Origin of the sequence: Bacteroides sp. ET225 (assembly GCF_024733745.1) — a bacterium.
GTDB classification, from domain to species: Bacteria; Bacteroidota; Bacteroidia; order Bacteroidales; family Bacteroidaceae; genus Phocaeicola; species Phocaeicola excrementipullorum.
This window is the reverse complement of record NZ_JANRHN010000015.1, coordinates 1-13,945: the sequence shown is the minus strand read 5'-3', so window position 1 is coordinate 13,945 and position 13,945 is coordinate 1. Positions and strand designations below refer to the sequence as shown.

Below are 13,945 nucleotides of genomic sequence, written 5' to 3'. Positions count from 1 at the left end.
TCCTACAGATGCTTATCTTTGCACAGAAAAAAACAGGAAACATGGAAACAAATAGCATGAAAGGAGTCAATACATTGCGCTATTCGGACATCTTTCTGGCAATGTACTTCGACAATGGCAGAAGCTGCCTGCACCGCAACCATTCGCATGTGCTGGTCTATATGTATTCCGGAGAACTGGAAATAAAGGAGCGCGGCCAAACAACCAAACTGCACAAAGGGGACTGCGCTTTCATCCGCAAAGACTTCAGCGTGCAACTGATCAAGCAGGGATATAAAGGTGAACAGTTCAAGGCTATCTTTCTGATGTTCACCTCCAGATTCCTCCGCAATTTCTACAGCAGGCTGAGCAAGAATAATCTTCCGGAAAATGCGCGGAGAAACGAAATCAGCCTGTACAAACTGCCCTCCAACCGTCCGGACATCGCAAGCCTGTTCGAGTCAATGACTCCCTACCTTGATTCCGGCATCCAACCCACGGACGAAGTGCTGAACCTGAAAATGACCGAAGGAATGTATGTACTTCTGAATACAGACCAAAACCTGTACGCATCGCTTTTTGACTTTGCCGATCCGTGGAAGATTGACATTATGGATTTCATGGAACAAAACTACATGAACGACCTCAGCCTGGAAGAAATGGCCAACTACACAGGGAGAAGCCTCGCCACATTCAAGCGCGACTTCAAAAAGGTAAGTAGCCTGACACCCCAAAAATGGATTGTCCACCGCAGGCTGGAAGCAGCATACGCACTTATACAGTCCGGCAAACAGAACATCTCTGACATTTGCTTTCATGTAGGCTTCAAGAATCTGTCGCACTTCTCGAAAGCATACAAAAGCATGTACGGCTGTTCACCGACAAACAGCCTCCAATCGGCAGGCATCCATTTGTAAAACCATAAACAAAAGCAACTTATGAATATCCAAGGACAGAACAACCAGATCACGTTTGCATTTCCGGACAGAGAAATATGCTGCCTGAATACAGAAGATACAAGAATCAGCCAATTGCTTGAAATGTCGGACATTTCCATTATCGGAAACGACAACCGCGTGCTTCTGCACTTCGATTCGGAAGAAAGCGCAGAAGAATTGCTGACCGGCGGCGGATTTCTGCTCATAGTCAAAGGAAACAACAACCGCGTGGACATGGGAACAGTTATTGTCCGTCATTCGCCCATATTAGGAATGACGGGACTGAAACTCATCATCGGTCAGTTGCCAGGACTGGGGGCAGGCGTTTCGCGCACAGCCGACGGATGCACTGTAACAATAGGCAACAGGGTGGTTATCAATGGAGTCACACTTTATCTTCAAGAAGACGGATCACATGTCAGCATCGGTGATGACAGCCAGTTGAGCTGGGGAGTGGACATATGGTGCACAGATGCGCATACAATCACAAACCTTGACGGCATTCCCATCAACTACGCTGAAAGCATCGAAATAGGACGCCACGTATGGATAGGCAAAGATGTCAAAATCGGCAAAAACGTACGCATTGCCGACAACAGCATCGTAGGCTGGGGAAGCATTGTGACCAAACGATTCAACGAACCGAACGTGATCATCGCAGGCATTCCGGCAAAAATAGTCAAGCACGGAATAAACTGGGACCGCAAGTGCATAAACAAATATATAAAAGGCATTTAGCATATCCTTCCAACCAAAGAAAGGCTAATCCGAAGTGCGCTGGGAATGTCGTCTGCTGCCATAAGAAGAAACAAGAAGCGCTGCGGTTTCCAATAAATTGAACAGACGCAAACGCGCATGCAACAAAAAATTGCCTACCTTTGCAGAAACAAACCAACAAAAGACAAATGAAACAATACCTTGATCTTCTCCACCGCATCCGGACGGAAGGAGTGAAGAAATACGACCGCACCGGAACCGGAACACTGAGCGTGTTCGGCCACCAGATGCGGTTTAATCTGGAAGAAGGCTTTCCGCTGCTCACCACAAAAAAGTTGCATCTGAAATCCATAATCTACGAACTGCTCTGGTTCTTGCAGGGAGATACAAATGTAAAATATCTGCAGGAGCATGGAATAAGAATTTGGAATGAATGGGCAGACGAGAATGGCGATTTGGGACACATCTATGGCTATCAGTGGCGTTCATGGCCAGGATACGACGGCAAGTTCATCGACCAAATATCGGAAGCTGTAGAAACAATCAAGCATAACCCGGACTCCCGGCGTATCATTGTCAGCGCATGGAACGTGGCCGACCTGAAGAATATGAACCTGCCTCCCTGCCATGCATTGTTCCAGTTTTACGTAGCCGACGGGCGGCTCAGCCTGCAAATGTACCAGCGCAGCGCCGACACCTTTCTTGGCGTGCCGTTCAACATCGCATCGTATGCACTCCTGCTGCAGATGATGGCACAAGTGACCGGACTCAAGGCGGGTGACTTTGTCCACACGCTGGGCGACGCACACATTTATCTAAACCACCTGGAGCAGGTCGATCTGCAACTGACCCGCACTCCCCGCCCGCTCCCGACCATGAAACTGAACCCAGACATAAAGGACATTTTCAGTTTCAGATACGAAGACTTCCAGCTCGATAACTATGATCCCTGGCCTCACATTGCCGGAAAAGTATCCGTTTAAAAACAAGAAAGACATGACATTATCCATCATTGCAGCAATCAACAGGAACCGCGGCCTGGGCTTCGGGAACCAACTGCTTTACTGGCTGCCCAACGATTTGAAACGTTTCAAGGCACTGACAACCGGACACACCATCATCATGGGAAGAAAAACATTTGAATCGCTTCCCAAAGGTGCGCTGCCAAACCGCCGGAACATCGTACTGACATCGCAGAAAAAGACATTTGAAGGAACAGAGTGTTTCAGCAGCCTGCAAGAAGCATTGGACGCCTGCCGGAAAGAAGAGGAAGTATTCATCATCGGAGGCGCCAGCATCTACAGCGAAGCTATGGCATTTGCCGACAGACTTTATCTGACGGAAGTAGACGATAACCAAAAGCCCGCCGATGTCTTTTTCCCGGAAATAAAGGAAACAGACTGGAAAGAAAAAAGCAGAGAATGCCATCCGAAAGACGAAAAGCATCTCTACTCCTACAGCTTTGTCGACTACGAACGATGCCGCCGACAATAACAGTCCGAAAAATCAGTCGTCATTCGCCAGATCCAGAATAGGCATCTGGCGCTTGATGGCTTCACGGAACGAAATGATCGTTTCAGAACGTGACAGCCCCAGCGGCTGCAGCTTATCGTGGATTATCTCCAGCAAATGATGATTGTTCTTCGCATAAATCTTAATGAACAGATCATACTGTCCGGTAGTGAAATGGCACTCCACCACTTCAGGAATCAACTTCAACGCCTCGGTCACAGAATCAAACTGCTCCGGATCTTTCAGATAAAGGCCGATATAAGCGCAGGTTTCATATCCTATTTTTTCCGGGTCGATAATGAACTCAGAACCTTTAAGGATTCCCAAATTAGTCAACTTCTGGATGCGCTGGTGAATGGCTGCTCCCGATACGTTACATGCACGCGCTACCTCCAGAAACGGAATGCGCGCATTGTCTGCTATCAATCTTAAAATTTGCTCGTCTAAACTGTCTAATTGATGATGTCCCATCTCTTCTATATTTTTATTTCGGCAAATATAAGGATTTTCCTTTAAAAATCTTCCAGACTGATAATTTTTACCGCCAGAAAGTATGAAAGTCAAGTCGCCCCAGACACGATGCAGTCCCAAAGCTCCTGATTCTCACCCCGAATATTTTTTGCAGATTCAACGGTTATTCGTACATTTGTATGCAAACGATAAAACTTAACCGTACATGAAAAGACATCTTCTCGCAGCTATCTGCATCGGTCTGTCTGCTTTCGCCGGACAGGCACAAAACTTTGACGATTATTTTGTAAATAAAACAATCAGGGCTGACTATATTTTCAGCGGAAACTCAGAAGCACAGGCTATCTGCCTTGACGAGCTCTCATCGCTTCCCCAATGGGCCGGCAGACGCCATCACCTCAGCGAACTTCCGCTGGCAGGAAACGGCGAAATCGAAATGAAAGACAAGGCAAGCGGCAAAATCATTTACCGCACATCCTTTTCAAGCCTTTTTCAGGAATGGATATGCGAAGCCGAAGCGAAAAAAGTAACCCGGGGATTTGAAAATACGTTTCTGATTCCTTTCCCTAAAAATACGGCCACCGTCACAATCAGGCTGAAAGATGTGTATCATAAGGAAACCGCATCATTGACGCACGAAATCGACCCGAAAGACATACTCATTCATCAGCGGGGCGACGAAGCTTCCATCACCCCCCACCGATACCTGCTCAAAAGCGGAAGTGAAGAAAACTGCATTGATATAGCCATTCTTGCCGAAGGATATACAAAAGAAGAAACGGAACTGTTCTACAAAGACGCACAGACCGCATGCGAGGCACTTTTCAGCCACGAACCGTTCAAGAAACTGAAGAGCCGCTTCAACGTGGTTGCCGTGTTCAGCGAATCAAAAGACAGCGGCGTGAGCATTCCAAGGCAAAACGAATGGAAGAAGACTGCGGTAAGCTCACACTTCGACACTTTCTACTCCGACCGCTACCTGACTACACGCAGCGTAAAGGCCATCCACAACTGGCTTGCCGGCATTCCGTACGAACACATCATCATTTTGGCAAACACCGATACATATGGCGGAGGCGGCATCTACAATTCATACACCCTGACCACAGCTCATCACCCGATGTTCAAACCGGTGGTCGTGCATGAGTTCGGACACAGCTTTGGAGGACTGGCCGATGAATATGCCTACGATGCCGCACCGAGCCCTCAATATCCCTACAGCATCGAACCATGGGAACAGAACATCACCACATTGGCAGACTTCGATGCAAAATGGAAAGACATGGTTGAACCCGGAACGCCTGTTCCCACGCCGGTACAAACCGACAAATCACTGATATACACCAAAGTAGGCGTATACGAAGGAGCGGGATATACGCAGAAAGGCATCTACCGCCCCACCACGGAATGCAGAATGAAAATCAATGAAGCGCCCGTATTCTGTCCCGTATGCCAGCGTGCACTGGAAAAGCTGATCCGTTTTTATACAGACAAATAACCTAAAAACTCAACCATCCGATGATTACATTTACAAAAATCAACACATCCGACAGCAACTACCCTTTTGTTGAAAACCTGCTGCACTTCTCGTTTCCGGAAGCAGAACGGAGGGACGATGAAGAACAACGCAAGAATACAGATACAAACCCCAAGTTCTCCTGCTACCTGATAACAGACGGAGATATACAGGTAGGGCTGTTCACCCTCTGGAAGCTCGACGGATTCCATTATGCGGAACACCTCGCCACTTCACCGGAAGTAAGAAACCGGGGATACGGAAAACAAATCATGGAGAAAGTCAAAGAAATCGTTCCCGACATATTGGTACTGGAGGTGGAAGAACCGGTCGACGAGATGAGCATCCGAAGAATCGGATTCTACAAACGGTGCGGGCTGCAGCTGTGCGAGAAAGATTATTTTCAGCCTCCATACAGAAAAGGAGGGGAAGGAATGCCGCTCAAACTGATGTTTTACGGAACGGACAGCATCGACAACCGGTTTGAAGACATACGGAAAGACATTTACAAAGAGGTTTACGGGGTGTAACCCCAATAAAAGAACCGCCGACGGAGGCTCCATCGGCGGTCATATTTTTTTTCAAGGCATCTTTTTTTAAATCAGAACAGTTTCGAAGGATATTCTCCTGCATCCACCAAAGCCTGGAGCTTGTCGACTACTCCCTGACGGTCGGCTGCATATGTCACGCCAAACCATTTGGAAGTTGTGTCAAGCACCTTTACGGTAGCTGTACCTTCGTTGATCAGTTTGTTCACCATCAGCGGGATGAAGTACTCGCATTTCAGGTTGCTGATGTTTTCTTTCAGGAATTCGGCAAAATAGTCTTCAGAATATTTGAAGTAGTCGGGAGTAAAGCCCCACATGTTCATTGATACCGGAGTATTGTCAGGAATGCCGACCCATTCGCCCTTCTCATCCTTGTAAGAAACTACTCCGTCAACACGCATGATTTCAGTACGTTCAACAACGGTAGTCAAATGTGCATTTTCGTCCATCGCGCAGACACCGCGTGCCACCGTTCCGCTTTCAGACAATGTGTTGCCGATACGGAATCCTACCATACAGTAATCATTCTTGACACCTTCCGGGAGTTCAGACAGGTACTTGCCCAATACGGCAAAGCTGTCCCTTCCGTAAAAGTCGTCTGCGTTGATAACGGCAAACGGTTCCTTGATTACATCCTTAGCCATCAATACCGCATGGTTCGTACCCCACGGCTTAACACGTCCTTCAGGACAAGTGAAACCCGCCGGCAAGTTATCCAGATCCTGGAACACTACCTCAACGGGGATATGATTCTCATACTTGCTTACAATCTTTTCACGGAAATCTTTCTCAAAGTCACGGCGAATCACAAACACAAGCTTACCGAATCCGCCACGGATTGCATCAAAAATAGAATAATCCATGATCGTTTCACCGCTTGGGCCCAGACCGTCAAGCTGCTTCAAACCGCCGTAACGGCTTCCCATACCGGCGGCCAATACAAATAAAGTTGGTTTCATAAGTGTATTAATGTTTAGTAACTGTACAAAGGTAAAAAAATAATGGCTATAAACGAATAGTTTCCCGACAAAATCTTTTTTTCAATACTTTTTTTATATATTCGCAAGAACTAACTAGAATTTTGAAAATGAAAAGGTACGTAAAATGGGGCGGAATCGTTCTGGCGAGTCCTATCCTGCTGTTTATAATCATCTGCATATTGCTCTATATTCCTCCCATACAGAATTTCATTGTCGGGAAGGCCACCCAATATGCGGCAGAGGCTACAGGAATGAACATACAGATCCGACGCATTTCCCTCTCATTTCCGCTTGACCTTGTCGTCCACGACACAAAAGTCACAGAAAACAATGACACGATTCTGAACGTCAGCAAACTGACCGTACAGATTCAAATGCTCCCCCTGTTCAAGAAGCAGGTGGAAATAGACGGAATAAAGATTGAAAAGGCTGCTGTCAACACGCTCAACCTGATTGAAGGCATGCAGCTGAAAGGAAACTTGGGGGAACTCTTTCTGGACTCGCACGGAGTGAAGCTGACTCCCGAAACGGCCGTTCTGAACAATCTGAAACTGAAAGACACACAGCTTGCCATGGTACTCGCCGACACGACCGCAGCCGACACGGCTGCAGCAAGTTCGCCTCTGTACTGGAAGATCAGGCTGGAAGATATCAGCCTCGAAAACGTGTCCTTCCTCATGCAGATGCCGCTCGACACGATGGACATGGGATTCGACATAGGAAAGGCATCCCTGCGTGACGGATTCATCGACCTCCACAAGGAAGCGTACACCGCCGAAGAATTCAACCTCCAGCAAACGAAAATCACATATAACTCAGGAAACGCGCCACACGAAGACAAAGGACTGGATCCTTCGCACATCGAACTGACCGACATCAACATCGGACTGGATTCAATCTGCTATGCAGGAAACAACATACGCGCCCTCATCCGTCAGTTCGACCTGAAAGAGCGTTCCGGACTTCAGATCGTGTCAACGCAGGGCGAACTGAGAGCCGACAACCAGGCCATCCATGTGCCATCTCTGCAAATAAACACGGCAAACTCGTCGCTTGAGTTCAATGCCACGGCCGACTGGAGTGTCACGGAGCAGAACAAAGACGGAAAGCTAAGCGCCCGCCTGATGGCCGACATCGGCAAGGCCGATCTGATAAAAGCCGCTCCTGACCTTCCGCAAGAGGTAACGAACGCACTGCCTTCCGCTCCGATACAATTACGGCTCGGAATAGACGGAAGCCTGGACGAGCTGCGCCTCACCACCTGCTCAATGGGCATTCCGGGCAATTTCCGCCTGGAAGCCGACGGCGTACTGCACCATATGCTGGACAGCATAGCCAGAGAAGGGGGAATCAGTCTGACCGGGAAGTTCATCCAAATGTCATTTCTGGAAAAACTGACAGGAGGCGTCACAATTCCTTCCGGAACAATATTGAAAGGAAAAGCTGAACTGAAAGGAAATGCTTTGTCTGCCGATACCCGAATCGAACAAGAAGAAGGTCTGCTGGAACTGAAAGGAAAATTCAACATGAAAAGCGAAGCTTACGCAGCTTCCGTACTGGCAAACAACCTGAATATCCACAACTTCATGCCAAACGATTCAATCTTTGAGCTGACGGCGTCCGTCGCAGCAGAAGGAGAAAAACTCGATTTCTTCTCGCCGGCTACCGTCATGCGGGCAAATGCGTCGCTCGACCATCTCCGGTATGGGTCGAGAGTGTTTTCAGGAATCGGACTTGACGCAGAGCTGAAACACTCGGAAGCTGCCTTGCATTTCAATGCCAAGGATAATCTCATGCACATATCTTCGGAACTGAACGCCCGAATCAACCCGAAAAGAATCAGCGCCAAAGGCACCGTCAATGTGCTCAACCTTGACTGGCACGGACTGGGCTTTACGTCTGCTCCGTTCAAAACCACTCAAGACATCGAACTGAGTGCGGCAACCGACATGAAAAAGAGCCACAGCGCGAGGGTATCCATGAAAAACATCCATCTCATAACAGACAAGAAAACATTTACAACCAAAGACCTGCATGTGGGAGGGACTACGGCGCGCGACTCCATCCACTGCTACGTGAACGCAGGCGACCTTACTTTTCTGTTCCGGAGCAAAGGAGGCATTGACGAACTTGCATCCCAGGCGCAAAACGCAATCAATATGCTGAACGCGCAATGGGAAACACGCAAATTCAACTTTGACGAGCTGAAACAGGTTCTGCCCACCGCCCAACTGCGGATTTTCGCAGGGCACGATAACCCCGTTTCAAACACGCTCGCCATCCGGAAACTGTCTTTCAACAAGCTCAGAGTCAACCTGAAAACAGATCCGCAGGCGGGACTGAACGGAAATGCTTACCTGCTCGGACTGCACACAGACAGCCTGTCGCTCGACACGATCAGGTTCAATGCGGCTCAAGAACATAACGGACTGACGTTCAAGAGTGAAGTGAAGGCTGGGGACAAGCCCTATCAGGAGGCGTTCGACATCACCCTTCAAAGCAGGGTGGATTCTACACATGCCAACGTGAACATCGGATATTTCAACGGGAAAAAAGAATGCGGGGTCGACTTAGGGATGACTGCCGGCTTGCAAAAGGAAGGCATCAGCCTGCATATCATGCCGCTTGACCCGACACTGGTCTACCGCAAATTCTTCGTTAACGAAAACAACTATATTCTTCTCAGAGATGACGGACGGATCATGGCAAATCTGTCCATATACGACAAAGACCACACCGGCCTCAGCCTGTATTCTACGCCCGACAGCCTTGCCACACAAAATCTTACACTGGGAATTAACCGGCTGGACATTGCCGAGTTCAGACGAATCATTCCCTATATGCCCGACATCGCAGGAATCATCAACCTGGAAGCGCACTATGTGCAGACGGACCAAAGCGACCAGATTGCAGTTGAAACAAGCATCAACAATCTGGCATACAGCAAACAGCCTATGGGCAACTGGGCGTTGAGCGCAGTCTACCTGCCCAAACAATCGGGAGTGCAGAGCATCGACGGATTCATCACAAGAAACGACGAAGAGATAGCCAGCCTCAGCGGTTCCTATTATCCGGCACGAAGCAAGGAAGAAACAGACAAAATAGACGCGAAGATGGAACTGCACCATCTCCCGCTCGACATAGCAAATTCGTTTGTCCCCGGAAGAACGGCAGTGCTGAGCGGAGATCTCGACGGAGGACTGTCTGTGAAAGGAGATGTCAGCGCGCCGCTGATCAACGGAACGATCAATCTGGACAGCGTAAATGTGTTCGTGCCCCAGGCATCACTGAACCTGCGCTTTGACGACCGCCCGCTTGAGATTAAAGACAGCAAACTGATATTCAACCGGTTCAAGATATTTACAAAAGGAAAAACGCCTTTCACCATCGACGGCAATGTAAATATGGCAGACATGGCAAACATCCAAATGAACCTGAAAATGGATGCCAACAACTTTGAACTGCTCAATGCGAAAAAGACAAAAGAATCCCTCGTCTACGGCAAGCTGTATGTAGACTTCCACTCCGTGCTGAGCGGAACTCCCAACCTGATGATGATTCGGGGGAACATGAACATCCGGGGAGGAAGCGACTTTACATACATCCTGAAGGATTCGCCGCTCACCGTAGAGGACAAGCTGGGAGAAACCGTCACATTCGTCAACTTCAACGACACCGCCTCTGTCAGCCCCGAATCCCTCCAGATGATTACACTGGGAGGTATAGACATGCTCATGACGCTTCATATCGACGAAGGAGTGCAGTGCCGGGTAAACCTGGACGAGCAGGGAAGCAACTACATGAGGTTTGAGGGAGGGGGAGATCTTTCATTCCAATATACAATGGAAGGAAACATGATTCTGAGCGGACGGTACACCCTGCTGAGCGGAGAGATGAAATACGAACTCCCTATCATTCCGCTGAAAACATTCCACATAAAGGAAGGAAGCTACATCGAATGGACGGGCGACCTCATGAATCCGAACCTGAACATCAAGGCAACGGAAAGAATGAGAGCCTCCGTAGCACAGGAAGGACAGAATGCCAGAACCGTCAACTTTGACGTGGGAGTATACATCACCAACCGGCTTGACAACCTGGGATTCACCTTCACGATCGATGCCCCGGAAGACGGAAGCGTGCAAAACGATCTTGCATCCATGTCGGCGGAAGAAAAGAACAAGCTTGCCGTAACCATGCTCGTTACGGGAATGTATATGGCCGAAGGAAATACTGCCGGAGGCGGGCTGGACGCCAACAGCGTAATGAATTCGTTCTTGCAGGATCAGATCAACAAGGTGGCAGGAAGCGCATTGAAAACCATCGACGTGAACTTCGGAATCGAACAGACCGACGACGGAGAAACGGGATCTACACGGACCGACTATAACTTTGAATTTGCCAAACGCTTCTGGAACAACCGGATAAGGGTAGTTATCGGAGGAAAGGTGTCTACGGGAAACAATGTGCAGCAACAGGACGAGTCCTTCATCGACAACATCTCGCTGGAATACCGGCTGGACGACAGCGGCACACGATATATAAAGGTATTCCACGACAAGACGTACGAGAATATACTTGACGGCGAAGTTACGGAAACAGGAGCAGGCATTGTCCTCCGCAAGAAGGTGGGAAAACTGGGCGAACTGTTCATCTTCCGGAAGAAAAGGAAAAATGACAAACCTACAAGCGCAGAAGAAAATGAAGAAACTGAATTATAAGACTCTACTGACCGGACTGATGCCGGCGCTCATTCTGGCATCCTGCTCCACAACCAAACACCTGGCCGAAGGAGAAGTGCTGTATGTCGGTACACCGACACCGAAAATCACAAACTACGAAAAGAGCAAGACCGGAGAAAGCACGCTGGAAGAGGTGATGGGGGCAATCAACGTGGCGCCGAACAACTCGTTCTTCGGAAGCCCGAAATCCCGCTGGCCGTTCCCCTTCGGGCTGTGGATATACAACCGGTTCGAAAGATACGACAAGGGAATAGGCAAATGGATTTTCAACAAACTGGCCGCCGACCCGGTCTATATCTCCACCGTAAACCCCGACACCCGAAGCAAAGTGGCCACCAACCTGCTGAAGGATTACGGATATTTCAACGGAAACGTAACCTATACGGTAGATACATTGAAAAATCCTAAAAAAGCCAAGCTGAACTATACCGTCAACTTCGGCCACGGATACCTGCTGGATTCTGTCATGTATGCCGGATTCGACGCGCGCTGCGACAGCCTGATCCAGGCAAACAAAGATGAAACAATGCTGCACAAAGACGACCCGTTCAACGTGAACACGCTCAACCAGGAAAGAGAACGGCTCGTAGAGCTGTTCAAGAACAACGGGTATTACTTTTACCGTTCCGAGTTCATCACGTTCCTCGCCGACACCATCATGAAGCCGGGATATGTCAACCTGAAAATCGCGCAGCAGCCCAACGTGCCGAAAAACGCCCTGAGAACCTATCATATAGGAAACACAACGGTCAACCTGATCGGACAGAACGGAGAACAGCCCATCGACTCGATCAAGTTCCGCCACTTCCAGGTCAACTATGCAGGGAAAAAGCCGGGCGTACGCTTCGGCGTACTGCGCAGAAGATTCCTCTACAGAAACGGCGAAATCTTTTCGCAACAGAAACAGAACTACTCCCAGCAGGCTCTGTCGCGCCTGGGCATATTCAAGTTCAACGAATTCAGATACAATCCGAAGGGCGATACAGACACGCTGGACATCACGATAAACGCCATGTTCGACTTGCCATACGACAGCGAGCTGGAACTGAACGTAAAGACCAAAAGCACGAAGCAGACAGGACCGGGAGCCGTATTCAAACTGTCTAAAAAGAACTTCAAGCGGATGGGGGCGTCGCTGAACCTGGAACTGAACGGATCGTACGAATGGCAGACCAGCTCGACGGTGGACGGAGAAAGCTCCGTGATGAACTCGTATGAACTTGGAGCGGCCCTGTCGCTGAACTTCCCGCGTCTGGTCCTCCCCTGGCAGCAGAACCGGATGAACGCTTTCCGCTTCCCCTCGCAGACCGACTTCAAGATCTATGCCAGCCAGGTGAACCGCGCGCGCTACTTCAAGATGCTCTCTTTCGGAGGAGAAGTGACTTACAACTTCCAGCGGCGGCGCGGACTGAAGCACACGGTTACGCCGGTGCATCTGGCTTTCAACATGCTGCAGAGGCGAACGGCCGAATTCAACGCCATCGCCAGCCAGAACCCGATGCTCTTCCACAGTCTGGACGACCAGTTCATCCCGTCGTTCTCTTATACGCTCACCTACGACAACACGTACAAGCAGAAGCGCAACCGCCTGTGGTGGGAAAACTCGCTGACCTCGGCAGGAAACGTAACCTCCATGATTTATGCGGCATTCGGACAGAGTTTCAAGAAACAGGAAAAGAAACTGCTCGGAAACCCGTTTGCCCAGTTCGTAAAATACTCCACAGAGTTCCGCTATCTGTTCAACATCAGCGAGAAACAGCAGATTGCCACGCGCGTGATGGGCGGTGTCATCTGGGCATACGGAAACAAGACCATCGCCCCCTACAGCGAACAGTTCTACGTGGGAGGTGCAAACAGCATCCGTGCGTTCACCATCCGTTCAATCGGACCGGGACGTTTCCGCCCGGCCTCCAGCACCAACTATTCGTATGTCGACGAAACCGGAGATATCAAGCTGGAAGCGAACATCGAATACCGTTTCCGCATGCTCTCCAACTTTTTGGGAGGGAATCTGAACGGAGCCGTTTTCCTCGATGCCGGAAACGTATGGCTGATGCGGAAAGACGAAGCCCGCCCGGGTGCGGAATTCACCCTCAACCGCTTTTTCGACAGCATAGCCACAGGCACCGGCTTCGGAATCCGCTACGACCTGTCGTTCCTTATCCTCCGCCTGGACTTCGGAATCGCGCTCCACGTGCCGTATGATACGGAGAAAAAAGGATACTACAACATCCCCAATTTCAAGGACGGCATGGGCATCCACTTTGCCATAGGCTATCCGTTCTGACCCCTGCCCTGCTGCCTGCTCCGGAATGTCCCGTTGCCTTCACCTCTTCACTCCAGTGAAGAAATCGTATCACTGGAGTGAGGAGAACGAATCGCTGGAGTGAGGAGAACGTATCACTGGAGTGAAGAGGTAACTTTACCGGGACATATTCAAGTCTTCATGCCAGGCAAACGCACTGTAATCCAGCACAACAGAATTCATCAGCCGAGATTCGGAATCCTTTGCGCAGGATGCGGCAGGGGCGGCATGCAGCAG

Annotated in this window: 10 protein-coding genes; 8 read left to right on the top strand and 2 right to left on the bottom strand. The window is 49.4% G+C overall.

What is annotated here, in order from left to right:
* The first annotated feature begins 56 nt into the window (after positions 1–56).
* The 4 genes from NW212_RS08055 to NW212_RS08040 all read left to right on the top strand — a co-directional run bounded on the left by NW212_RS08055 (position 57) and on the right by NW212_RS08040 (position 3,128).
* Positions 57–896: an AraC family transcriptional regulator gene (locus NW212_RS08055; RefSeq protein WP_258338187.1), complete on the top strand. Its 840-nt coding sequence runs from the start codon at positions 57–59 to the stop codon at positions 894–896.
* A gap of 21 nt (positions 897–917) precedes the next feature.
* Positions 918–1,655, top strand: a complete 738-nt coding sequence (locus NW212_RS08050) for an acyltransferase (protein WP_258338134.1) — start codon at positions 918–920, stop codon at positions 1,653–1,655.
* Between the two features lie 167 nt (positions 1,656–1,822).
* Positions 1,823–2,617, top strand: a complete 795-nt coding sequence (locus NW212_RS08045) for a thymidylate synthase (RefSeq protein ID WP_258338133.1) — start codon at positions 1,823–1,825, stop codon at positions 2,615–2,617.
* Between the two features lie 13 nt (positions 2,618–2,630).
* A complete protein-coding gene (locus tag NW212_RS08040) occupies positions 2,631–3,128 on the top strand; it encodes a dihydrofolate reductase (protein ID WP_258338132.1) in 498 nt (165 codons plus the stop codon).
* A 12-nt stretch (positions 3,129–3,140) separates the two neighbouring features.
* Here NW212_RS08040 and NW212_RS08035 read toward each other — a convergent pair whose 3' ends face one another.
* Positions 3,141–3,617: an Lrp/AsnC family transcriptional regulator gene (locus NW212_RS08035; RefSeq protein WP_258338131.1), complete on the bottom strand. Its 477-nt coding sequence runs from the start codon at positions 3,615–3,617 to the stop codon at positions 3,141–3,143.
* Positions 3,618–3,822: 205 nt separating this feature from the next.
* On the opposite strand from NW212_RS08035, the gene NW212_RS08030 reads away from it, so the two are divergent.
* Both NW212_RS08030 and NW212_RS08025 read left to right on the top strand, forming a co-directional pair.
* The gene (locus NW212_RS08030) at positions 3,823–5,115 is read left to right on the top strand and encodes an IgA Peptidase M64 (protein WP_258338130.1); all 1,293 of its coding nucleotides are present in this window, start codon (positions 3,823–3,825) and stop codon (positions 5,113–5,115) included.
* 20 nt (positions 5,116–5,135) lie between these two features.
* Entirely contained in the window at positions 5,136–5,663 is a 528-nt protein-coding gene (locus NW212_RS08025) for a GNAT family N-acetyltransferase (RefSeq protein WP_258338129.1), read from the top strand.
* Positions 5,664–5,734: 71 nt separating this feature from the next.
* Here NW212_RS08025 and NW212_RS08020 read toward each other — a convergent pair whose 3' ends face one another.
* Entirely contained in the window at positions 5,735–6,640 is a 906-nt protein-coding gene (locus NW212_RS08020; RefSeq protein WP_258338128.1) for a nucleotidyltransferase, read from the bottom strand.
* A 128-nt stretch (positions 6,641–6,768) separates the two neighbouring features.
* On the opposite strand from NW212_RS08020, the gene NW212_RS08015 reads away from it, so the two are divergent.
* Both NW212_RS08015 and NW212_RS08010 read left to right on the top strand, forming a co-directional pair.
* On the top strand, positions 6,769–11,382 hold the full coding sequence (locus NW212_RS08015; protein WP_258338127.1) for a translocation/assembly module TamB: 4,614 nt from the start codon (positions 6,769–6,771) through the stop codon (positions 11,380–11,382).
* Entirely contained in the window at positions 11,363–13,690 is a 2,328-nt protein-coding gene (locus NW212_RS08010; RefSeq protein ID WP_258338126.1) for a BamA/TamA family outer membrane protein, read from the top strand. The genes NW212_RS08015 and NW212_RS08010 overlap by 20 nt, the downstream gene beginning before the upstream one ends.
* The last annotated feature ends 255 nt before the right edge of the window (positions 13,691–13,945 follow it).

Bases quoted from the DNA above. Each gene is read 5' to 3' on its own strand.
- NW212_RS08055 (WP_258338187.1), top strand. From the start codon at position 57: ATGAAAGGAGTCAATACATTGCGCTATTCGGACATCTTTCTGGCAATG.
- NW212_RS08050 (WP_258338134.1), top strand. From the start codon at position 918: ATGAATATCCAAGGACAGAACAACCAGATCACGTTTGCATTTCCGGAC.
- NW212_RS08045 (WP_258338133.1), top strand. From the start codon at position 1,823: ATGAAACAATACCTTGATCTTCTCCACCGCATCCGGACGGAAGGAGTG.
- NW212_RS08040 (WP_258338132.1), top strand. From the start codon at position 2,631: ATGACATTATCCATCATTGCAGCAATCAACAGGAACCGCGGCCTGGGC.
- NW212_RS08035 (WP_258338131.1), bottom strand. From the start codon at position 3,617: ATGGGACATCATCAATTAGACAGTTTAGACGAGCAAATTTTAAGATTG.
- NW212_RS08030 (WP_258338130.1), top strand. From the start codon at position 3,823: ATGAAAAGACATCTTCTCGCAGCTATCTGCATCGGTCTGTCTGCTTTC.
- NW212_RS08025 (WP_258338129.1), top strand. From the start codon at position 5,136: ATGATTACATTTACAAAAATCAACACATCCGACAGCAACTACCCTTTT.
- NW212_RS08020 (WP_258338128.1), bottom strand. From the start codon at position 6,640: ATGAAACCAACTTTATTTGTATTGGCCGCCGGTATGGGAAGCCGTTAC.
- NW212_RS08015 (WP_258338127.1), top strand. From the start codon at position 6,769: ATGAAAAGGTACGTAAAATGGGGCGGAATCGTTCTGGCGAGTCCTATC.
- NW212_RS08010 (WP_258338126.1), top strand. From the start codon at position 11,363: ATGAAGAAACTGAATTATAAGACTCTACTGACCGGACTGATGCCGGCG.